The organism is Corallococcus exercitus, assembly GCF_042231735.1.
Taxonomy (GTDB): Bacteria; Myxococcota; Myxococcia; order Myxococcales; family Myxococcaceae; genus Corallococcus; species Corallococcus exercitus_B.
The window spans coordinates 9,068,112-9,089,220 of record NZ_CP102577.1; the positions used below are offsets into that span (position 1 = coordinate 9,068,112).

The following is a 21,109-nucleotide window of genomic DNA, read 5'->3' on the forward strand; positions in this document are numbered from 1 at the left end:
AATGAGACAGTGAAACTGAGAGATTAGTGCGCAGCCCCTGCGAGTTACAACGGTGATCACGGCGGTTGAGGTGGGTAGCCGCAGTAAGAGAACCAAGCGGCTGCGTCCTGCGGCAGCACGGTCGAGAGTGCCTCGCGCATGGCTTGGATGAGAGCGGCATGGGTTCGTGCGCCGATGGCCCGCAGGCGCGTCTTCACCTTCAGCCAGCAGGACTCGATGGGATTGAGGTCGGGGCTGTAGGGCGGCAGGAAGAGGAGGTGAGCCTCGCGACTGCGGATGAGCGCCTCGACAGCGGGCCGGTGATGAACACTGAGGTTGTCCATGACAACCACGTCGTCGGGCTTGAGTATGGGTAACAGCCCCTCTCGGACATAGGCCTCGAAGCGTTCGCCATTGGTGGCGCCCTCGAAGGTCAGCATGGGCCCCATTCCTTGGAGCGTCAGGTCCCCAATCATCGTGAGCACCTGCCGACGACCCAGAGGGACATAACCGCGTGCGCGCGCCCCTCGCCGAGCACGGCCGTATCGGCGCGTCATGCTGAGGGTAGCTGCGGTTTCATCAATGAAATGGAGGTGCGACGGCTTCAGTTCGGCGGCCTTACCCAGGTACCGCCTTCGCGCGCGGCGATTCTTCGCCAGGCGCCGCTCGGAGGCGAGGAGTGACTTTTTACGCGTATAGCCCAAGCGCCGGAAGGCACGTCCCATGGTGGGGCGGCTCACCCGCACGCCTGTTGCCTCGGCGTAGGCATCCGCAATCTCCTGGGTCGTGCTGTCGGGCTGGGCATCCAGCAGTCGCTTCACTTTGGCCAAATCGCCATCCGGTATCCCCCTGGGTCAGGGAAGTTGTCGCCTCGGCTGAACGGCCGGGACGACGACGCCTTGGGGGCGAGAGCAGGCAGGACGCAGTGCCGTACACGGATGGATTCAAGTCAGAAATGGTGAAGCGGATGGTGGGCCCGGGCGCGGTGAGTGCTGCGGCGTTGGCCCGCCAGGTGGGCGTGTCGCAGCCGACGTTGTCGCAGTGGTTGCGGGAGGCGAATAAGTTGGCGGCGATGACGCCCCCGCCCGAGGAGAAGAAGCCCGCCGTGCCCGCTGCGCTGAAGCAGCGGACGCCCGAGGAGAAGCTGCGCGTGCTGGTGGCGGCCCAGGGGCTGACAGGCGAGGCGTTGGGAGCGCTGCTGCGCGGTGAGGGGCTGCACGAGGAGAAGCTGCAGGAGTGGCGGCAGGCAGCCGCGGGAGCCCTCGGGGGCGCGTCCACGCAGGCCCTGCCAGCCAAGGAGCGCAGGCGGCTGGCGGCGGCGGAAAAGCGGGTGAAGGAGCTGGAGCGGGAGTTGCGCCGCAAGGAGAAGGTGCTGGCGGAGACAGCGGCGTTGCTGGTGCTCGAGAGAAAACTTCAGGCGATGGGCTGGGACGAGCGGGAACTGGGCGACGAGGACGACGCAGCGGACGAGAAGCACGAGAAATGACGCTCGCGCACGTGCAGGAGGCCCTCCAGAAGGGCGTGCGCCTGGAGGTCGTCTGCGAGCGGCTCGGGGTAACCCCGCGCACCATTCAGCGCTGGAGGAAGCCGGCCACCGCGCAGGACGGGCGGTGCGGTCCGCGCACCCGGCCCGCCAATCGACTCTCCGAGGGGGAGAAGCGCCGCATGCTGGCGGTGGCCAACAGCGAGGAGTTCCGCGACGTCTCGCCCAAGCAACTGGTGCCAAGGCTGGCGGACCAATGCGAGTACCTGGCCAGCGAGGCGAGCGTCTACCGGGTGCTACGCGAGGCGGGCCAGTTGGCCCACCGGGGCCCCGTGAAGCCTCCCACGCCGCGCCCCAAGGCCGAGCACACGGCCCGAGCGCCCAACCAGGTGTGGAGCTGGGACATCACCTACCTGAAGGGCCCGATGAAGGGCTGCTTCCTCTACCTCTACCTCGTGGTGGACGTCTTTAGCCGCCGCATCATGGGCTGGCGCGTCCACGAGGAGGAGTCCTCCTCGCATGCCGCGGCCCTCATCCGCGACAGTTGGCACGAGGCGGGCCGCCCCGAAGGGCTGGTGCTGCACTCGGATAACGGCGGCCCCATGAAGGGCGCCACGATGCTCGCGACGCTGCAATGGCTGGGCGTGGCTCCGTCCTTCAGCCGACCTCGCGTCTCGGACGACAACGCCTTCTCCGAAGCCCTCTTCCGCACACTGAAGTACCGCCCCTCTTTCCCTCAACGCCCCTTCGCCTCCAGCAAGGACGCGAAGGCGTGGGTGACGCGCTTTGTCGCCTGGTACAACACCCAGCACCGGCACTCCGCCATCCGCTTCGTCACGCCCGAAGATAGACACTTCGGCCGCGAAGCCACGCTGCTCGCCCAGCGACAGCAGGTGTATCAGCGTTCCTCTGCCCCTCACTCAGCTCCAGCCGGCTCATGCAGATTCAACCCGCGACCACCGACGGATTCATCCGAGCCGTGATTCAGTGACGCCCGCCGCCTCGGCAACGCCCACAACCGCCCAGCCCATGGCTAGTAGTTGCAGTACCCGGGCTCGCCGCAATATCCGCACCGACTCGCGTCCTCGGTGAGTCAGCACCTCCAGCACTGCGCTGTCCGCCTGCTTCAGCTTCAACCCTTGGCTTCTCGTGTGCCCCCTCATACCCAGAGCAACACCGGACGCCTGTCCGTTAATCTCCACTCGGCGAAAGAATTATTGTTTTATTTTGGCTTTGACTTGTTTTCTCCCAGTAGGTCCGCGATGAAATCTGCCGCGTTGGATGTCGCATATGTTACTGAGCTGTAGAGATCGTCGAGGCCAGGTGCTGCCGGGAACTCATGCTCGACGCGATCCAGTGGGGTAAGAATCGCGAGTTTTGTTTCTTCTGAGAAATAATGAAGATCTCGCTCTCCGTCGTACTCGCGAACCGCCATTCGCAAAAGGCCTAGCTTCCAGTTGTTGTACTTGGCGCCAAAGGCGTCAATTAGCTTGTCTCCGCTAAATCCGCTTACTTCGCCCCGTGGAATCCTGCTCCAATGTACTTTCCCCTCCTGTGTCTTTCGAGTAAGTTCTGAGTATATTCGCGAAGCTTTTTCTCGGGATATCATGATTTTGGTGCCACCTGTTGATTGGCAATTAGGTTCTGAAGATTGACTATTAGTCCGTTGATGCTGGCGTATACTGCCCAGCCTTGGTCTTTGCTGTTTATTCTGTTTCCGGAAAAAACTCTGGCCTTTGTTCTGAGGGATTTTGCTTTTGAATTGGATTCGCCTGTTGTTAGTGGTATTACTTCAGAGAGAGTTGAGTCGAGTTTTTCGATAGTGGAGTTGATGGCTGACTTGTTTTCTTCGATGTTTGCAAGCGTGTTGCTTAGCTCTGTGGCATACTCTTGGAGAGCTATAATATGGCTTGGGAGTCGAGTTCGACTCAGTACGCCGCGTCGCAGCTTGCTAACTGTGAGTAACGTTGCCACTGTGACGAAGATGCCTGCTACGCCTATGCCATCTGAGGCTAAGCTGACCCAGTCGCGCCAATTGTAGTTGCCCACTGGCATGGCTGGATTGCTCGTTTGTGTACTGGCGGGTGCGGTAGGCAGGGCAATGTCGTTGGTCTCAAGGTAGGCTTGGCTTGTTCCGCCATCCGCAGCGACTGCGACTGCGACTGCGGCTTCGCTCTGCGCATTTCCACTCATTCTGTGTCCATTGTGGCTGAAGCTCTCGATGCCTGCGTCGGAGACGGCACTCACTCAGGGGCATTCCAGTGGAAATGGCTGCAGCAGATTCCTGCCACGCTGGTCAAGGGTTCTGGGAGTCCTTCCTTACGATGCCCTCCGCGCTTCTCGCTCGCATTGACGCGCTGCCTGAAGTGGCCTTGGTGCCCTCATGACGCCGCGACCGAATTTTTGGGTAGGTAGACCCCGCGACTTTCAGCGAGTGGCCCGTGGAAAAGCAAAAAGGCCCTGCCGGTTTAGGGCAGGGCCTTCTTTTTTGCTCCCCGAACGAAGCCCTGCGCGAACTCGTTCTCGGCGCTTCTCTGGGAGGACTCAAACTCTCTGGCGGGCCGAAAGCCGAGCAACATCCGGCGGTTTCGAAGAGGGGGCTGGGGAGTCCTTCAATCGAGGGTCCGATTGAATCTCCGCGAACTGCACCGTGGGCGACCTCGTCCATGGTTCCGACTGTTCCTGCCTCCCTCCAGGCCCGACCTCGACCCCATCGAGTCGTGTTGGCTGAAGTGAAGACGCACTCGCGCGCCAGCGGAGCACGAACCCAGGCCTCCTTCATCAATGCGATGCAAACCGCCCTCCCGGGCGTGCGGCCCCAGGACGCATCCGCTTGCTTCGCCTACCGCGGCGACCCGCCTCAACCGCCGTTACCGGGCCTGTATGGGTGGCTGCCGTCCTCGTTGCCCCAGCCATCCTCTGGGTGGCCCGAGTCAGGCGAATCCGCACCGGGTGCTGCCTGGCGCGCCAGCGGGCTCATGCTCCAGCTGCCGAAGTCCAGCAACTGGAGGGTGCGATCGTCCGCCTGGACGCGGTAGGCAATCCACTGGTCGCCCAGGAATACGCGGTGAATTCCTGGAGAGACAACCGCGAGTTCCTGCGCATGGGGGCGGCTCACCCGAGACGGGGATTGAGCGGCGTCGTCGGCCGCCGCAGCGAGCATGTCCAGCCGCTCCTGGATGGGTTGGCGCTCGGAGGAGGGGAGCTGCTCGTACACCCCCGACAGTTCGGGGACGATGGTAACGCGATAAGACATGGTGAGACACCTCAGTGAAGGAATGGAGCCACCATGCTTGCGCCTCGCCCGGAAGGTCCATGTTCGTGAGATTGAAGGGGTAACCGAAAGAGCCGGGCATGGTGGGTGATGGAGCTGAAGGTGAGTGCTCCTTGTCTAGGGCTGCGCTCCGTGTGAGCGCTGTGTCGGCTCCAACGGCAGTACCTGACGAAGCTCGTCCACCGAGACCGAAAGCACGACGGTGTCGCTGACTGACTGGACGATGCGGGTCGGCAGCTCGAGCCGGCCGGCGTGGAAGAAATTCCAGAACGCTCCAATCTGGTCGGCGGCGTCGGAGCCCAGCTTCACTTGAAGCCCCTCGACCTTCCAGGTCTCGCCGTCAATGAACAGGGCCTCCACGACGCCTATCTGTTGCCCCCCTGCGGCTACAACGGTGCGACCTGGGTGGATACGCTCAGAAAATCGCATGTGCCAACCCTCCTCTTCCTTAACAGGATGGACACCCGAACATGGGCTTGCCGTGGGCATTGCGATGCGAGGGCAGACGCCGTGTCGGGCGTTGGTACCGCTCGACTGTTGTCGCGGGGGACGAGTACGGGACGTGTGATAGCGGAGTGCGTCCGGGTGAAAGGCTTGAAAATCCGTTCCTGGTCCGCAAGTGCGATGACAGGACCTCGGTTGTGGACGGCCGCTCGCGCCCGTGTCCCCGGTCCGGGTGATGGTGAGGGGTTCCGTGGCGGAACCGTACTTGATGGCGTTGCTGCCCAGGTTCCAGAGCGCGCGGCGGAGTTCCTCCGCGCTCCAGACTCCCCGGACCCGCTCCTCCGCATGGAGCACGAGGCGGTCACCATGGAGCGCAATCAACTCTTCGACCACCTCTCGGGCGATGCCGCCCAGGTCGCAGGTGTCGAGGCGAAGCGGGAGCCGCTGGCCTGCCTGGATGCGGTTCGCGTCGAGCAGGTCCCGCACCATCTGGTCCGTGCGTTCAATGCTCCGTTCGATGCGCAGTGCCAGGTCTGATCAACTCAAGGGTCCCCTTCAAGTGGTGATGGAGGGACGCCGACTCCTCCATGAGCGCTTCGTTGGCTCCCTTCTGGAGGAGCCGCAAGTAGCGTTTCTCCGTCTGCTCGTCCTCCAGCAGATGCTGACTGAAGAGTTCCGCCACGGCGGTGGATGCGCCATGCAGCTCGGTGAAGAGGCGCTCCACGTCCCGGGCGCTGGGACGGTCCTCGGGCGAAACGTTCCCCCACACGTGGGTAATGCATCGTCCCAGGATGGAGAACTCCTCGATGACCTCCGCCACATTGAAGCCCTGCCGGAGGCGAGCAGCCACGTGGCTTTCAATGTGCGCTTTCCGGGCGCTGGCGTGCGCACCTGGGAGCCCTTCCTCGTCGGCGAGCGAGGCCAGATACGCAGGCATGATGTTCTTGAACTCAGGCCCATCCAGCCCTCGTGCGGACGCAGCGCGGGTGGCCTGCTCGGACCATCTGTAGATGATCTCCTCACGATGCTGACGAATGTTCTCCGCCGGCGCGGTCATCTCTTCTCGCGGGGCCGCTTCTGGAAGAGGTCCTTCATCCCCTTGCGCGCCTGGTTCGCAGCTCCCTTGAGTTCCTTGGGAATGGGCACCGCCGGCAACAGATCCTGTGCGATGTCCGTGGGACCGCCGGCCTTCACCTGGGGGTCCCTCACCGTGCCGGTGATGGTGATGGGAACCGATACGGGCGCCCTGAGAGGGACCGCGCCGTGGGTGAGCTTGGACACGAACTGCTGGGAGGCCTGAAGCGCTCCCTTCAGCTCCAGGCGCTCATCCAATGACACCCGTCCGTCCAGCGTCCCCTTTCCCAGGTCCGAGTCGAACGCCATGGGCTGGGTGAAGGACGCCCAGCCATCCTGGATGCGGAAGCGCGCGTCCAGGTCCTTGAAGCGTGTGCCTTGCCCCGCCTCCCGCGCGGACTCGGAGGCCCCCTTCATTCCCAGTGCCTCCAGCGCCTGCGATACGGCGGGAGCCACCGTCGCGCCCAGGTCCGTCGGCGTGTAGACGCCATCCCGCAGCCGCAAGGTCCCCGTGCCCGTCATCTGGTCACGGATCCGCTCCCAGTCCAAGCCCGCTCCGGAGAGCTGGAGGTCACCGCTGGCCGCGCCCTGGAGCGAGGAGTGTCCCGCGAGAGCTTGGAAGGCCTTCGCGATGTCCATTCCGTCCAGCGTCGCCTTGAACGACCACACAGGCTGCGCCTTCGTGAAGTCCACGCGAGAGCCGGTGAGATTCGCGCGTCCGCCGTACATTTTCGCGGTACCTCGCTGGAGCACGAGGGCGCCGTCGCCCAGCGTCGCCTGGACGTCGACGTCCGACGCTGTCAGCGCGCCATGGCGCAGGGTCGCGATGCGGAGCGTTCCATCCACGTCCACCGTCCCAATCCCCGCGCGCTTTGAGATGAGCGGCGTGTTGGAGGGGCGCGCCTCATCCGGAGCGGAGCGCGGTGGCATCGCTCCGAGCAGGTGCCCCAGGTCCAGTTCCTGGCCCGCCAGGGAGAACCGTACGCGCGCGGGTTCCAGTTGTGCGGACGCGGTTCCTCCCAGTTCGACTCCAGGGCCCGACAGGGCGATTCGCGTGAACGCCAACTTCACCGCCTTCGGCTGGTTTGGGTCGATGCGCGAGTCGAAGGCAAACGAGCCGTTCGCCGGGTCTCCTCGCAGCCTCAGTCCCTTCGCCGAGCCATGTCCCGAGAGCACGTACTGGCCCTGTACGGTCTTCAGGTCCACGTCGACGTCCAACATCCCTCCGGTGAAGTACTCCGTCGCGGAGGCCGGGAGGAAACGACGGAACGCGCTCACGGACACGTCCTTGCTCCGCAGGCGAGCTTCCGCCCGGGGCCAGGGCTGCCCGGCCTGAGGCAGGCTTCGCGGGAGCGAATCGACCTTCAGGTCCAATTCCACGTTCTGCTTGGGCGCGGCCACTGCCATCCGCACCTTGCCCTCGAGTGGCTGGCCCCGCCCGACATGATTCAAGTCCGCGTCGATGTCCTGGAGGGCGACCACCGCGGGCCTTCCCTCCGCCTCCTGGTCCATCACACGCACCACGCCATCACGGATGCGCAGGTGCTCGATGGCCGTGTCGCTTCCCGATGCTCCGGGGGCGCCCTCGGGCGGATGTCCGAGCGTGTCGTGGTTCCAGGAGCCGTCCTTGTAGTGAACCAGGTTCAGCGTGGGTTCCACCAGCCGCACCGAGCCAACGCGCACGTCCTTGCCCAGGCTCCGCACGAAAGGCCAGAGCTGGACGGTCGCCGTGGCACGGGAGGCTTCGAGGAAGGGTGGCTCGGAGCCCGCTCCCTCGGCACGGAAGTTCGTGAGGGTGGCACCGGGCGTGGGGAGCAAGTGCGCGTCGATCTTCTCGATGGTCACCTCGCGGCCAAGCGAGCGCGTTGCCACTGCCTCGATCCGTGCGCGCAGCCGCTCACCGAGCCAGGAAGGCTTGATGGCCATCGCCGCGATCGTCAGCACAAATGCCGCGCCCAGGATGGCAAGCGCCACCTTCAGGGCTCGACGACGGTGATGAGACGTTCGGCTCATGTCGAGAAAGATGGGGGGACGCCGGGAAGTTGGCGCCGCTCGACGGGCCGTGCCCTTTCTCCGTCCGTGACACCTCCGACGGAGGGCTCGTGACATCCCGCCCGGTGTGGATGGAGCGGGGCGGTGAGCGTCAAGGTAGTTGTCGCGTGAACGGCGGCGCCGAGCGCGAGCTCCCAGCTCGGAACAGCAAGGCCGGCCATGGGGACGTGCCCCACGACCGGCCTTGCTCCTCGGCGTGTCGACGCGGTCCTACCGCAGGGGCACGCGCTTGAGCCTGAAGGGCGAGGGGCTCTCGCTCATCGTGAAGTAGCTCGCGCCGTTGGCCTCGTACTCGATCGCCTCACCCTGGCCCTCGGAGGTGTCGGTCAGCGTGACGGGCGCCGCGAAGACGGCCGACTCGAAGCCAAGTCCCGGCGTCGCACGGAACTCGTAGACAGTGCGGTAGGTGCGAAGGAGGAAGCGATCCGCGCATGGGTGGATCGCCGCCGCGGTCGCGGCCGAGAAGTTGGCGTCTCCGTTCAGCGGCAGCTGGATCGTGTGGACGTGGATCAGCGTGGCCTGCACGCCCGGCGTCAGCGGCTGGGGGAACTTGTACACGCCGCTCTGCCCCGTGCCCCCGTTCTTGGTGACGACGTAGATGTCCCCGGTGGTGGGGTGCACCATCAGCGACTCCGCGTCCTTCGCGCCGTCCGGATAGACGAACGGGAAGGCCTCGGCGACGAGCCCCCCCGAGGTCTGGCCGTTGGCGAGATCCGGCTCGGGCACGCGGTAGATCGTGAACGACGTGGGGCTGCCACCCGGAGGGAAGTTGGCGCTCCACTTCCCGATGTCACCGATGAAGATGCACGAGCCGCTCGGGCAGGGCCCGGTTGCGAGGTCCTCCCAGTCGGCCGGCGTCACGTTGGTCACGTTGAACGTGCCGATCGTGCTCGCGTTGAGGGTGTTGATCGCGACGATCGCGGTGGTGTCCTCGTTGTGCACGTAGAGCGCGTTGCCGACCACGCGGCTCGCGGCCAGGCCCGAGGGCTCCACGATTTCCGGCGCGGTCACGGTGCCCTGGAGCGTGAAGGTGCTCGCGTACGTGTCGCCGACCATGCAACTGGGGGCGTTGGCGGCGCGCAGGACGATCACGTGCGCGGTGTTGGTCTGCACGAACGCGGAGCTGCCGGAGAGGCCCGTCTGGAGGCCCGGCGCGGTGAGCGACCGGTAGGCCGCATTGAAGAGCAGTCCATTGGTGTGACCCAGGCACGCGTCGAAGGCCTCGGTGAAGCCGAGCGGCGGCTCGATGCCGGTGGCAGGGCAGGTGGCGTCCGGCCAGACCTGTGAGCCGTACCAGACGGCGAGGCCACCCGCGCTGCCGGTCACCACGTCGGGCACGGTGAACGACGCGGAGTCGCCGTTCTTCTGGCCTGCGTGCACGTCGATTGGCTGGATCGGATCGACGCCGCTGAAGGCCTCCACGCTCCCCGCCATGTGGGTGGTCGCGTCCAGTCCGAACGCGTAGCTCGCGGGCTCGGAGGCGCCCGCGACGCGGTAGAAGATCCAGGTGCGGATGGCCCAGGCGCTCTGCTCCGAGCGCAGGAACGTCCAGCCGGCGGGCGGCGTGACGGTCGCGGAGATGTTGTTGCGCACGGTCACCCGCGCGATGAGCGCGTCGTTGGCCGCGGTCCCCGACGGCTTGGGGATCGACAGCGAAGCAATCGACAGGCCGCTGTGGCGCGAGCTCCCACGCAACGCGACCCCCGAGGACGGTGCGACCTCGGCGCGGCGAAGGGCGACGACCTGCGCGACGTTGGTCTCGGCGAACGTCGAGCTCCCGTTGAACGGTCCCTGGATGCCGGCACCGGCGAGGGGCATGAAGGCGGCGTTGAAGACGAGGCCCTGGGACGAGGACACCAGGCAGGTGTCGTAGGTCTCGGCGAAGCCCACGGGAGGCTCGATCGCCGGGGTCGGACACGCGGCGCCGGTCCACGCCTGCGCGCCGAACCAGACGGCAGCCCCGCCCGCGGTCGTGGTGCTCAGCTGCGGCGTCGTGAAGGCCGTCGAGCCGCTGTTGCTCTTGCCGGCGTGCGTGTCGATCGGGTTGGCCGGATTGACGCCGGCATACGCCACGAGGTTGCCGACGAGGTTGCTCGCGATGGAACTCTGGAATGTGTGGCTCGCGGGCTCGCTGGCGGTGGCGACGCGGACGAAGACCCAGCCGCGGATGCTCCAGGTGCTCATGTCGGTGCGCACCAGCGTCCAACCCGGAGGCGGGGTGAGCTCGGCGCCAATCTGGTTCCGGTTCGCAAGGTGCGCCAGCAGCACGTTACCGGCGGCGACGCCCGTAGGGGTCGAGAGGGTCAGGCTGGTGACCGTCTTGCCGCTCGCGTGCGTGGTGCCGACGAGGGTGATCTCCCCGGTGGCCGGCGGCTGGAGGGGACGCAGCACCACCGCGTGCGTGATGTTGGTGTTGGGGAGCGTGGAGCTGCCGGTGAAGGCGGGCTGGGCACCTGCGGCCCCGAGCTCCGAGGTGGCGGCGCTGTGCAGCACGCCGAGCGACGACGAGACGAGGCAGGTGTCGAGCTGCTCGGTGAAGCCCGTCGGAGGGGTGTGGACCGCGGGGCACGCGGCGCCTCCCCAGACCTGGGCCGAGAACCACACTGCGAGGCCGTTCGCGGACGACGTGGTGGCGACGGGCAGCGCGAGGCTCGCGCTGTTGCCATTCTTCTGGCCCACGTGCACGTCGACCGGCTGGAGCGGATCCGCGCCCGACACAGCGACCAGGGTGGCCGCCATGGAGCTGGCGAGGTCGAGGGTGAAGGTGTGACTGCTCGGCTCGGCCGCGCTGGCCACGCGGAGGAAGAGCCAGGACTTGATGGCCGAGGCGCTCTGCTCGGAGCGCAGCAGCGTCCAGCCAGCGGGTGGGGTGGCGACGGCGGTGACGGCCTCGCGATTGCTCAGCTGCATCACCAGCACATCTCCGGCGGCCGTACCGACGGGGGTGGGGATGGAGAGGGTGGTGGTGGCCAGGCCGCTCGCGCTGGTGGTTCCTCGCACGGAGAGCGTGGAGAGGCCCTGGGCCGTCGTCGCATCCTGTACGTCGTCGGGCTGCGCGAGCTCAGTCGTTCCACAGGCGGCCATCAGTAGGGCGGCCGCGAGCCACAGACTTCGGAATGGGGTCATGGGGTTTCGATCGGTGTCGACTCACCGGACTGGAGGTCCGGGAATCGGCCATGTGAAGAACCCCGAAGTGCGAAGCGCAATCGACTGTCATGGCACGGGAAAGCTGCCGTGAAATGGTTGGGATTGTCGGGTGTCATCGAAAGAAGGTGGCAGTCCTGTCCATGCGGTCGCGCGGAGTCCTTGGAGAACGCGAAGCCCAAAGATGTCTGCGCACGGTGCAGGGGCCGAAGGGCGGCCGGCATCCCGAGGGGTGGACCTCCAGGCAAGCCTCGTGACCGTGGCTGTGACCGGCTCGTGACGTCGGCAGAACGGTGCTGACATCCTGTGATCTGGAGCGCGCCTGGAACTATGGGCTTCGTCGAGCTCGTGGGGCACGAAGCCCTTGGAGGCCCCTGCGGTGTGGGGCAATCAGCTTCACGCCACGCTCGTCCCGGACTCGCTCGTCGAGTTTGCTCACACCTGCCGCCAGGTATCGAACCGCTGCGGAAACCCATCAGACTTCAGCGCGTTGTCTCGCTCAATTTCGAGATTGGCTTTACGCTGCCCACTTTGGTACGCGCGACGCTTCCCGGAGGAGGCCCTTCCTCCGGGGTTGCCTGGCGCGGGGCGTTGGGGCGCTCCGGACCGGAGTGCCGTCCACCTCGCGTGGCAGGCAAACACCCTCCCCAAAACGAGCGAAAGAGCACTCCAGAGAGCCCAGTTGGTGGCGGAGAAGAGGGGGGCTCTTGCTCTGTGGGGTAGAGAGCCGAGAGCGCCCTCTTCACCATCGCGAGCCAAAATCCCTTGTGACTCAGGGGCTCAAGCACGAAGGCCGTGCAATGGGGCTGAAAAGCAAAAAGGCCCTGCCGGTTTAGGGCAGGGCCTTCTTTTTTGCTCCGCATGGGGAGCCGCTCGCTAACCCGTTCGCAGCGCTCTCGGCGGGACCGGTTCTCTCCGCTCGCACGGGCCCGAGAATGCGAACCCTTGCGAATCCAGGTGGTTGCGCGCGGCGGGCCGGGACGCTCTCTCGGATTCGCGCTGTCCCGTCGCGGATGGGGGCGCCGTTCGAAGCGTGCCCCGAGTGGCGCGTCATGCGGCCACGAGAAGGATGGAGCGCTCACGGCCCGCCTGGGTGCCAAGCCACGCTGACACGGTTCGCCTCGCAGCCAGCTCGGCGCCTTCATCAAGCGCCCGCCGGAGGCGCTGAGCATCTGCGGGCGACCAGAACAGCTCGCCCGCCAGTTCGCGGTCACCTGGCTGAGCAAGCGCCTCGGTGGCGCTGGTCCAGTCGTCGTCGTCCAGCTTGAGGACCGCCGCACCGTGGCTCTCGGCGAAGGCACGCAGGTCGTCGCCCAGCGCGATGACGTCCTCCGCGAGCTTGGAGAGCGCTTCCGTGTACCGCCTGGCGAGCTTCTTCGCGGCCTCGGAAGCATCGGGCGGGATCGCGTAGATGCACTTCATGGTCACGTCCTCTCCACCCTGTCGCGCAGGAGTCGCAGGAGAGCCTCATCCATCGTTCGCTTCTCGGGCAGCAATGCCATCACGCGCGAGCCTGCTTCGGCGACGGTGTCTCGCGCAGCGCGCTCGCCGCTCATTGAGTACACGTCGCGCGAGACCAACACGAGCGACTTGTCGCCCGTCGCGAGGTGCCCTTGCACCTGACGGTTAGCGATGTGGCTCACCTCGCGCTCGAGGTACACCGGCTGTCCGGTCTTCACCTCGACCGAGAGCGTGCCACCCTCCGCGACGCTGTGCCCGCGCCCGAAGGTGATCGGACAACGCGCCTCGGTGAAGCGGCCGTCGATGAACGTGATGCCGTTCGCCGTTTCAACGCGACGCTGCAACTCCAACCCGTTGAAGTAGGGCTTCAGTCCGTCGGTGGCGATCGACTCGCCCAGCTTCCCCGCGGTGGTCTTGCGCAACTGCTGGAGCGCTGCATCGAGCTTGGCCGGCGACTTGGCCGACTGGAGCTGCTCCTGGCGGCGGGCCAGCTCTTTCGCGAAGCCGGCGTCCCGCTGCTCGAGGTTGCGCGCGTACGACTCGAGGTTGGAGGGATCGCGAAGCGGACGAAATCTCTCTGCGATGCTCGGCGGGGTTACGCGCTCGCCGGCATGAGGGCTCCACTCGGACCAGCGAGCGGCGTCGAAGGCTGTCGTACCTGGCCCCACGTCGACCGCGGACTTTGCGATCTGGGGCAGCTCCGTACCTGCCTTGCGCAGCGCCTCCGAGAGCGCCGCGCCGGACGACTCGGCGCGGCTCAGCACCACCTCACCAAGCCTCGCCGCATTGAGCTCAAGCGAGCCGACGAACGCTTCGGTGGACGCCCCGGCCGCGCCCAGGCCAACGGTCTCGACCGCCGCGCCGCCGACCTCCGCTGCGGTCAACGCGGTCGACGTGGCTGCAACCCCCTCACCGGCGGCGACTCCGGCCTCTGTCACTGCCGCCACGGTCGCCATCGTGATCGGTTCAGGCATCGCTGGTGGCCTCCACGTTCAAGAGTACCGCAACAGCAGCTCGGACACCCTCCCCGTGACGCGAGGCCAAGTCGAGCGCCAACTCCCGTGTGCTGTGATCGGCGAGGACCTGCCAGCGCTGCGTGACCGCCGGCTCTTCCGTCTGGGGGCCGAGTTCGATCAACGGCTGGAGCAAGGCCTGGGCGTGAAGCACCAACTCGACGGGATCTGCGTTGTGCCCGTTCGTCATCGTGCTGCGCGCGGTCTCCGCAGACAGGAAGAGCACCCGAACTGGCGTCGTCGCGTCCGACCGACCCACCTCGTTGCAGTAGGCTGTGAACCTGCCACATGCATCTTGCCAGCGAAGCCCGGGGGCGCCCGATAGCCCCAGGAGGAGCGCTCGCCATGTCTCGGGGCTGCCGAGGCCGGCAAGAGCCATCAGGTCTGCCGCGCGTTGAATGCCGACCCCCGTTACACGGATCGCCGGGTCTGCTGCAGCAGGCTTCACGAGAGCGCGGAACATGAGGCGTGCGACGTCGAGGAGCGGCCGGTAGTTCGCCACGACGACGCTCCGCTTGAATGTCTCCCGTGCGGCGTCGAGCAGGTGCCTTTCGTCAGGCTCAGCCGCGGCGAGCACTGCTCGCAGCTCTCGGGTCTTGGCGAGGATCTCGGCGTCGTTGCGGTGCTGATCGAGAAGCCCCTTCACGCCGACGAAGGCAGCAAGGTCCACCCTGCCGTCGGCGGCAGTGAGCATGTCCTTCAGCCAAGCCTCGTCCGGCCTGCGCGCGCCCGTGAGCACGCCGTTCCAGAGGTCGCCCAACTCCGCGTAGCGCGGAACCGTACCTGCTCCCGTCGGCTTGTGCTCACTAGGGCCAGACGTCATCTCGTTGAAGCGTGCGGTCTTCACCGGGGCGTCCATGAACGACGCCTTGATGATGGCCTCGCCCTCCTGGAGGTACCCGAGCTTCTTCCAGGCATCCTCCTCGAGCCCCAGCGCTCTCCCGATCTCCTCCATCTCGGCGCCGTCCTCCAAGCGCATGACGATCTTGGTGCCGGTGTTCGAGATGACGCTGCGCGCGAGGCTCGCCGGCGACTGGTCGATGACCATCACGCCCAGTTCCATCTCTCGCCCTTCCTGGAGAAGCCGGTCGATGCACCGAAGCAGGGTGCGTCCGGCGTTGCTCTCGTCGGCCGGGCGTCGGACCTCAAAGGAGCGATCAAGGACGTTGTGCGCTTCCTCGACGACGACGAGCCAGCGACGCGGGCCGGCCGCGACTTGCAGTGCGTGTTCTTGGAGCGGGGCCTTGGGCGTCACCGGCTGTCCAGTCGCGGAAGACGTCTCGAGCCCATCGCTCTTCGGCCAGATCTGCACGTCGCCGACAACGACCCGGTCACTGCGCGACAGGCGGCGGTCACCGTCGGCGGCGACGACGCCGTTCACCGAGACTTCGCCGCTCTTGAGCAACCGCTTCCGATCGGCCTTCGCGTAGCGGCCGAGCGAACGGAGATGCTCGTCGAGGGCACGCCGCAGCGTTGTGGCGTGCCCTGCATCCAGTTCGGAGGGCGCGGCCGCCGCCTCGAGCAGTGGGGCACCGACGCTGGAGTTCGAGGCCCGTGCGTGCGAGCCACGAACGGCTTGCACAGCTCGCAGTCGGCTTAGCAGGAGCGTCATCACGAAGGCGCGGATGTCGACCTCGCTCGGCGGCAGGTCCTCCACCTCGACGATCGCGTCGTGTCCGATTGGGAAGAGTTCGTCGACGGGAACGTTGCCGTTGTGAGCGAAGATGTCCTGGAAGGTTGCGTCCACGAAGAGCGCCGCCCGGTTCTCGAGCGCGCCTCGATAGTTCGCCGTCACCTCCGGCCCGTAGTTCAACGTCTGCGCCACCTGCCGGACGTGGGCGGCGAAGTCCAAGACCGAGGGCCAAGACGCAGACCGGCCTCCAGTCGGAAGCCCTCGTTCGATATCCCAGCCACGCTCGACGTAGGAGGCCTCGACCGCCTTCCTCATGAGCGGCGCGATCATCGCCTCCGAGGGCATCAACTCTGCGAGCGCGTCGGAGAGCACGGCGATGTGTCGCTTCAGCGACGTGCCGACTTCAAAGAAGAACGGGTTCAGCCGAAGCGGTCGGAACCGGTCGCCAGGAAACTCACGACTGCTCCCGAGCGAGTACACGAGTGGAGCGGGTCGGCCGGCCCGCTGAAGTCGCTTCCGGTAGGTCCGCTTCGCCGTCTCGAAGACGATTACGCTGAGGTGATCGTCCTCCAGGTTGTTGAGGATCTCGACAACCCGCGTCGTCTTGCCGGAACCCGTCGTACCGGCCACGAGGATGTGACGGAACAGGTCCCGTCGAGGGATCTCGATGAGTTCGGGATGCTCGTCGCCGGTGAGAGCAGAGAAGGCATCGGGGCCCAGACGTACCCGAGGCTGCCCGTCCTCCGGCGGGCTGAACGTTCTCCCCAGGAAGACGTTTCGGCGAAGCCGCACACCGGGGAGTTCCGCCTCTGGCAGCAGTAGTGCCTCACACGCTCGCGAGAGCGGCAGGATTGGTGCAGCTTCCTCGATGAGGTCCAGCAGCGACTCATTCCCAAGGAGCAACTCGGCACCTGCGCCGTGCACGGCGAAGCGGTTGAACGGATAGTCCTTCGTGCGCGAACCCGCTAGGACGCCGACGAGCGCGCCGCTGATCAGATCGGCGTTCTTACCATCCGCAAGTACGAACGCGGACCAGCGATAGCCGCCGGTGCCGTGGGCCTCATGGAGCGCTGCGACGGTACGTTCGAGGGAGCGGTCAGCGAGTTCCAGCATCGAGCGCAGGCGCTCCTGGCTCTCGCTCCAGTTGGTCTCCTCGGATGTCCCCGAAGATGTGCCAACAGTGACCGTCTTGGAGTCGCCCTCCGTCTCACTGCTGCTACGCGTCCACGTTCGCCCTTCGGTGCGGGGCCCTGTGCTGTGCCGACGAATCGGGTGGAAGACGTTCTTCACGCCATCCCATACCCGCTTCGCCCAGCCGTCCTCGTTCTGCTCGGAGTCGTTGCTGCCGCTGCTGTCGGTCGTCTGCTTCGATCGGCTCGTCCCGTCCGCCTTGGAATTTGACGTCGAGGTGTTGGTCCCCCGGCTGCCTCCTGCCTGAACCGTCCCGCGGACATGGGGATGGATCGCGTCGCGCAGTTGCGTGGCCTGGCCCAGTCGCACCTTCAGCGAGTCGGCCTCAACGCGCCCGATGACGAACGCGATGCGGTAGTCACACCTGAGATCGACGAGCGACTCCGCGACATCATTGAGGGACTGGTAGTTTCGCGTGGCGTTCGCGCGCTCGGTCTCGCGTCGATCGTCTTCGAGGTCACGTGGCGACGGGAGGCCGCTGACACACACGCATCGCTGCTCTCCTCCCGTCGAGAAACCGAGCAGCGTCTGAAGCTCGCTGGGGTCCACCCAGCGCACGTTGGAGCCCGGGAATGCTTGCCGCTGGAACTGGGAGACAATCATCCTCGCGCGCTTTCGACGACGGTCGAGATCGCCAGCCGAGAGGGCCTGACGCTGAGGAAAACGAACGGCGAGCCAGAGCGTGAACGCACGGCCTGTCTGGTTCCCGTCGCCGCGAACGTGGTCGAGCACGTAAAGCAGTTCCTCCCCGGGATCGAGGAGCGTCAGGACGTTCTCCCAGTCCCACGCGCGCGGGAACTCGTCCTGGTGTCCAAGGCAGTTCACCTGCACCGCGACGCAGTCGAGCAGCCAGGGGTGTAGATCCAGGCTGCGCGCCTCCGGGGCGAGAACCATCTCTGCGTCTTCGGAGCCGAGGCCGAGAAGCAACTCCAGTTCGACCGCCGATGCGTTATCGAGGTCGACGGTCCGTCGGTGCTTTGCCTTTCGACTTGTCATGCGCCACTCCTCGCAGGGCTGGTGCGCACAACCGCGAGCAGGAGCGGACTGCCCCCAGGGCATGCGAGGCCGTACTGTGGAACTCCATCGCGCAGAACCACCTCGGAGACGACCGCGTCCCCAACTGGGCTGCGCCCGTCTTCGGTCTCCATCGAAGACTCGAACGCCTCGCCCGGGTGTCCCACGAGTACGAGCTGTCGCTCCGGCCGATCGCGATAGCGGGGGTTGAGCTCTGCGATCAGTCGCTGCCGCCACCCATCCAGGAGCGTCTCGGGAAGCCCACGGAGGTCCTCTGGGAAGGTGAACCCCCACGGCGCCCTCCATGACGCCGCCTTCGCACGACCTCCAGCGATGAGGTTGTCAGCCCGCTCGACGATCGCTTCGCCGACTGCGCAACCCGCGCGCGACAGGACCCACCAGTCAGCCGTGCAGACCTCCACTTCGGCGGGAACCTCGACGCGATCCGCGACGCGGTATCCTCGTCGGTCGTCGGACGTGTCGCTCGCCACGACCCAGAGGTCGTCCGTGGTGATGGATCCCGCTGGAGACATCCGGCTCGAATCGAAGTCGTCGCCAGCCTCGGGCGAGAAAGCAGACACCCCGCAGAGGTTTCGCTCTGCGAGCGCGCCGAGCAGGGTGCGCTTGGCGGCCGGCGCCAGCCCACGAAGGGCTTCCGTCAGCCCCCAGGACCACGGCTCTGCGACCTCCGACCGGATGCGGGCCGCGATCGCGGCCGCTTCGCCTTCCCCTTCGGCGAGGATCATCAGCGCGCGAAAGTCGGGCGACGGAGCGAACTCGCGGCGACCGATGGAGATGGTGCGCCCGCGCCGCACGACGATCACCAACGCAAGCACAGCAGCGGCTGCCGCGACGCCGACGATGAGCGCCAGAGTTCGACCGTCCATGTCCATCAGCGTCTCCACATCGAGCTTCGATTCGGCGAGCCACGCGCGCGCAAGCGGTGCGGAGTTAGGGTGCTTCCATCGGAGGCATAGCGCTGCAGCGAGGTCCCCGACGGCGTCCGCACCGCCGGGATCCTCCGCTCCAGACTTCAACCACCGCTTCCCCTCATCTCTGGCCGCCCACTGATCGATCCTCTGTGGGCGAGCTCGACCTTCCTCCTGCGAAGCCCCGAGCAACGTTCCAGCGACCTTCCTGAGTAGCCCCTTCTCTCGCTGTGGGGGGGACGGTGGGTGCGCGGCTTCTCGTGCGCGTTCGCGAGCGCTATCGATCTTGCTGGCGAGCCAGCGGACGGCCTCGTCGAGGAGCTGATCGCAGCTCGGCTTCGTCACAGGCGCCCGCCTCCCAGTGCGCACATCCCGCCAACGACGGCGAACTTGTCGTAGCGCGCGAGCGGCTGGCGCTCGCGGCGCTCGGACCACGCCTGCGTTGCCTCGAAGCGTCGAACCTCCTCGGAGTCGAGTTCTTGGAGTGGCTCCGGGAACTCGCGAGCTTGGCGAATAAGGTCTTGGACGACGGGAGCGTCCACGACGTTGGCACGTAGACCGGACTCCGACGCGAGCTCGCTGATGTACTCGGCGAGATGAGGGTTACGCGACCCACCACCCGTGAGCAGCACGCAGCAGTGGGGGGACTTCTTCCAGCGCGTATCACCAAGAGAGCGAAGGACGCGCGACAGCACCGGGCCATAGAGTTCGCGCGTGGCATCCCGGTACTCGCGTTGCGCGGGATCGCTGAGGTCTCGCGTGGGCAGCCACCGAAGTCCCAGTTGAGCCTTGTATCTGGTGCCACGCGATCCGATCTCGTGGCGCCCGACTCGCGACGAGATCGCTTCGCCACCGCACCCCGTGTCGCTGTGACTCAACGCGCGGACGAGCTCGTGCTTCTCGAGGACCGAGATATCGAGGCTGAGTCCGCCGGCGTCGAGCAAGACGACATGGTCGAACTGCTCGGGATGCTCGACGAGATCGTTCATCCACTCAGCGGGATTCGTGATCTTGGTGTCGACGGTGGGCCTCGAGCCACTGGGTCCTGCAGGGCGGTCGTTGAACCAGCGGTATCCGAACCACCGAGACTCGTAGTCTCTGACCGCTGCCTGGCGGGAATCCCAGGTCCGCTGTCGCTGGGCTTGATCAGCGCGACGAGCCTCGTGGTTCTTGAATCGCCTCGCGTACGCCTGGGCGGCTCTTTGGAGGATGCGCAGAACGCCGAGGTAGTGTGCAGCGACGAGTTCATGCTCGGGCACGAGCACCACCGCTCCCTGCGACACCAGGTTTTCGGTGGTCGCCCTCCTCAGCGCATCCTGCGGTGAACGAGAGGCGCCATCGCCGGAGCGCGCCGTGTCCCGCAGGGTCTTCCCCAAGGCGATGACGTCGAACTGCTCGGTGGATGGAAGCGAGAGGTGAACGTTGCGCAAGTACGCGTTGTGCTCGCGGCCGACCCAGTGCCGCAGCGCGGGCAGAGCGCGGGCTACCCACTCGCTCCACCGCTCACCGGCAGAATCGGAGAGGAGCTCCGCTTTTCGATACGCGTCGATGCCCCAGACCTCCGTCAGCGTCGCGGTGTCCTGGTCGTGTTCGACAGGCTCCTTTCCCTCGAGGCGAAGCGCCCACTTTGTGTTCGTCGAACCGAGATCGAGGAAGATATCCGCGACCGATGAGAAGGCGGGCAGCGCCGCGACGGGAATGGGCGTGGCGAACTTCTTTTCGGTCCCGCGCACGGAGAGCAGCAGTTCGCCGCCGGAGGCACCATTCGCAGCGAAGCCGCGCACGGCTTCGGCTGAGAGCGTGATCGGCGGCAATGCGGTGAGTGAGTCTCGACGAACGACCCGGGTAAGCGGAGCGACGAGGAGTGGTTTGTCGCCTGAGACCACCCTGCACTCGTGGATGAGCATCTCGCGGGGGGCCCGCACGGCGACCTCGATGCGGTTCCCTCCGGTGGCGAAGCTCACCTGCGTTCGAGTCACATCGAACGTGACATCGCCGTCGCGAAGCTTTGATGCTGCCGAGGCCGCAGCCGCATCGAACGGCTCAACCTCCAGCCAAGCAGGCGCCGGTTTCCCTTCAGCGAGCGCGATGTCGGGATCGAGGAGCATCGCCCGAATCGAGACGAGCACCCGCGCAGGAGAAGGCTGCCGGAGCCCTTCCCAACTTCGACGGATGAGGGAGTTCAACTCCTCCGTGAGCAGCGACCGGGCGAGGTCGCGAAACAGCTCCCAGGAACGCCAGGACGGGAACGAGGCCCCACTCGTCGCCGCCCCGCCCAGCAGAGAGCGAAGTCCGTCGTCGTTGAGCCGCTGAAGAACGATGGCCTGGTTGATGGCGGCGCCGACCCGCGGGGTGGTGACTCCGGTGATGTGCCATGTGCGATCGGAACGCAGTTCAGCGTCGACCAGCACGCGAAGC

15 protein-coding genes are annotated in these 21,109 nt (G+C 66.1%); 3 read left to right on the top strand and 12 right to left on the bottom strand.

Translation table 11 applies throughout. The annotated features are described in order from the left end of the window. Positions 1-56: 56 nt before the first annotated feature. Complete coding sequence (locus tag NR792_RS36485) at positions 57-800, bottom strand: IS630 family transposase (RefSeq protein WP_375757332.1); 744 nt, start codon at positions 798-800, stop codon at positions 57-59. 104 nt (positions 801-904) lie between these two features. On the opposite strand from NR792_RS36485, the gene NR792_RS36490 reads away from it, so the two are divergent. Both NR792_RS36490 and NR792_RS36495 read left to right on the top strand, forming a co-directional pair. After that, the gene (locus NR792_RS36490) at positions 905-1,465 is read left to right on the top strand and encodes a transposase (protein WP_375757333.1); all 561 of its coding nucleotides are present in this window, start codon (positions 905-907) and stop codon (positions 1,463-1,465) included. Further along, positions 1,462-2,445 carry an IS3 family transposase gene (locus NR792_RS36495; RefSeq protein ID WP_375757334.1) on the top strand — a complete coding sequence of 328 codons (984 nt, stop codon included), beginning with the start codon at positions 1,462-1,464 and terminating at the stop codon, positions 2,443-2,445. The genes NR792_RS36490 and NR792_RS36495 overlap by 4 nt, the downstream gene beginning before the upstream one ends. Before the next feature lie 622 nt (positions 2,446-3,067). Here NR792_RS36495 and NR792_RS36500 read toward each other — a convergent pair. The 3 genes from NR792_RS36500 to NR792_RS36510 form a co-directional block, all read right to left on the bottom strand. Then, complete coding sequence (locus tag NR792_RS36500) at positions 3,068-3,709, bottom strand: hypothetical protein (protein ID WP_375757335.1); 642 nt, start codon at positions 3,707-3,709, stop codon at positions 3,068-3,070. 613 nt (positions 3,710-4,322) lie between these two features. Next, positions 4,323-4,718 (bottom strand): hypothetical protein, encoded by a 396-nt coding sequence (locus NR792_RS36505; protein WP_375757336.1) that lies wholly within the window; start codon positions 4,716-4,718, stop codon positions 4,323-4,325. 135 nt (positions 4,719-4,853) lie between these two features. Then, positions 4,854-5,165 carry a PRC-barrel domain-containing protein gene (locus tag NR792_RS36510; protein ID WP_375757337.1) on the bottom strand — a complete coding sequence of 104 codons (312 nt, stop codon included), beginning with the start codon at positions 5,163-5,165 and terminating at the stop codon, positions 4,854-4,856. A gap of 381 nt (positions 5,166-5,546) precedes the next feature. Here NR792_RS36510 and NR792_RS36515 point away from each other — a divergent pair, with 381 nt between their 5' ends. Continuing rightward, the gene (locus NR792_RS36515; protein WP_375757338.1) at positions 5,547-5,717 is read left to right on the top strand and encodes a hypothetical protein; all 171 of its coding nucleotides are present in this window, start codon (positions 5,547-5,549) and stop codon (positions 5,715-5,717) included. On the opposite strand, the gene NR792_RS36520 is transcribed toward NR792_RS36515, so the two are convergent. The 8 genes from NR792_RS36520 to NR792_RS36555 form a co-directional block, all read right to left on the bottom strand. Next, positions 5,683-6,237: an RsbRD N-terminal domain-containing protein gene (locus tag NR792_RS36520; protein ID WP_375757339.1), complete on the bottom strand. Its 555-nt coding sequence runs from the start codon at positions 6,235-6,237 to the stop codon at positions 5,683-5,685. The genes NR792_RS36515 and NR792_RS36520 overlap by 35 nt on opposite strands. Further along, complete coding sequence (locus NR792_RS36525; protein WP_375757340.1) at positions 6,234-8,228, bottom strand: AsmA-like C-terminal region-containing protein; 1,995 nt, start codon at positions 8,226-8,228, stop codon at positions 6,234-6,236. Before NR792_RS36525 ends, NR792_RS36520 begins: the two co-directional genes overlap by 4 nt. Before the next feature lie 288 nt (positions 8,229-8,516). Next, on the bottom strand, positions 8,517-11,432 hold the full coding sequence (locus NR792_RS36530; protein WP_375757341.1) for a cell wall anchor protein: 2,916 nt from the start codon (positions 11,430-11,432) through the stop codon (positions 8,517-8,519). 1,068 nt (positions 11,433-12,500) lie between these two features. Continuing rightward, positions 12,501-12,872, bottom strand: a complete 372-nt coding sequence (locus tag NR792_RS36535; RefSeq protein WP_375757342.1) for a hypothetical protein — start codon at positions 12,870-12,872, stop codon at positions 12,501-12,503. A 2-nt stretch (positions 12,873-12,874) separates the two neighbouring features. Then, on the bottom strand, positions 12,875-13,885 hold the full coding sequence (locus NR792_RS36540; protein ID WP_375757343.1) for a hypothetical protein: 1,011 nt from the start codon (positions 13,883-13,885) through the stop codon (positions 12,875-12,877). Then, complete coding sequence (locus NR792_RS36545; RefSeq protein WP_375757344.1) at positions 13,878-17,744, bottom strand: hypothetical protein; 3,867 nt, start codon at positions 17,742-17,744, stop codon at positions 13,878-13,880. The genes NR792_RS36540 and NR792_RS36545 overlap by 8 nt, the downstream gene beginning before the upstream one ends. Next, complete coding sequence (locus NR792_RS36550; protein ID WP_375757345.1) at positions 17,741-19,036, bottom strand: hypothetical protein; 1,296 nt, start codon at positions 19,034-19,036, stop codon at positions 17,741-17,743. Before NR792_RS36550 ends, NR792_RS36545 begins: the two co-directional genes overlap by 4 nt. After that, positions 19,033-21,102, bottom strand: coding sequence for a hypothetical protein (locus NR792_RS36555; RefSeq protein ID WP_375757346.1), 2,070 nt, complete (start codon positions 21,100-21,102; stop codon positions 19,033-19,035). Before NR792_RS36555 ends, NR792_RS36550 begins: the two co-directional genes overlap by 4 nt. Positions 21,103-21,109: the final 7 nt, after the last annotated feature.

Excerpts from the sequence above, each read along its gene's own strand:
- NR792_RS36495 (WP_375757334.1), top strand. The coding sequence starts at position 1,462 with ATGACGCTCGCGCACGTGCAGGAGGCCCTCCAGAAGGGCGTGCGCCTG.
- NR792_RS36505 (WP_375757336.1), bottom strand. The coding sequence starts at position 4,718 with ATGTCTTATCGCGTTACCATCGTCCCCGAACTGTCGGGGGTGTACGAG.
- NR792_RS36510 (WP_375757337.1), bottom strand. The coding sequence starts at position 5,165 with ATGCGATTTTCTGAGCGTATCCACCCAGGTCGCACCGTTGTAGCCGCA.
- NR792_RS36515 (WP_375757338.1), top strand. The coding sequence starts at position 5,547 with ATGGAGCGCAATCAACTCTTCGACCACCTCTCGGGCGATGCCGCCCAG.
- NR792_RS36520 (WP_375757339.1), bottom strand. The coding sequence starts at position 6,237 with ATGACCGCGCCGGCGGAGAACATTCGTCAGCATCGTGAGGAGATCATC.
- NR792_RS36530 (WP_375757341.1), bottom strand. The coding sequence starts at position 11,432 with ATGACCCCATTCCGAAGTCTGTGGCTCGCGGCCGCCCTACTGATGGCC.
- NR792_RS36535 (WP_375757342.1), bottom strand. The coding sequence starts at position 12,872 with ATGAAGTGCATCTACGCGATCCCGCCCGATGCTTCCGAGGCCGCGAAG.
- NR792_RS36540 (WP_375757343.1), bottom strand. The coding sequence starts at position 13,885 with ATGCCTGAACCGATCACGATGGCGACCGTGGCGGCAGTGACAGAGGCC.
- NR792_RS36545 (WP_375757344.1), bottom strand. The coding sequence starts at position 17,744 with ATGACAAGTCGAAAGGCAAAGCACCGACGGACCGTCGACCTCGATAAC.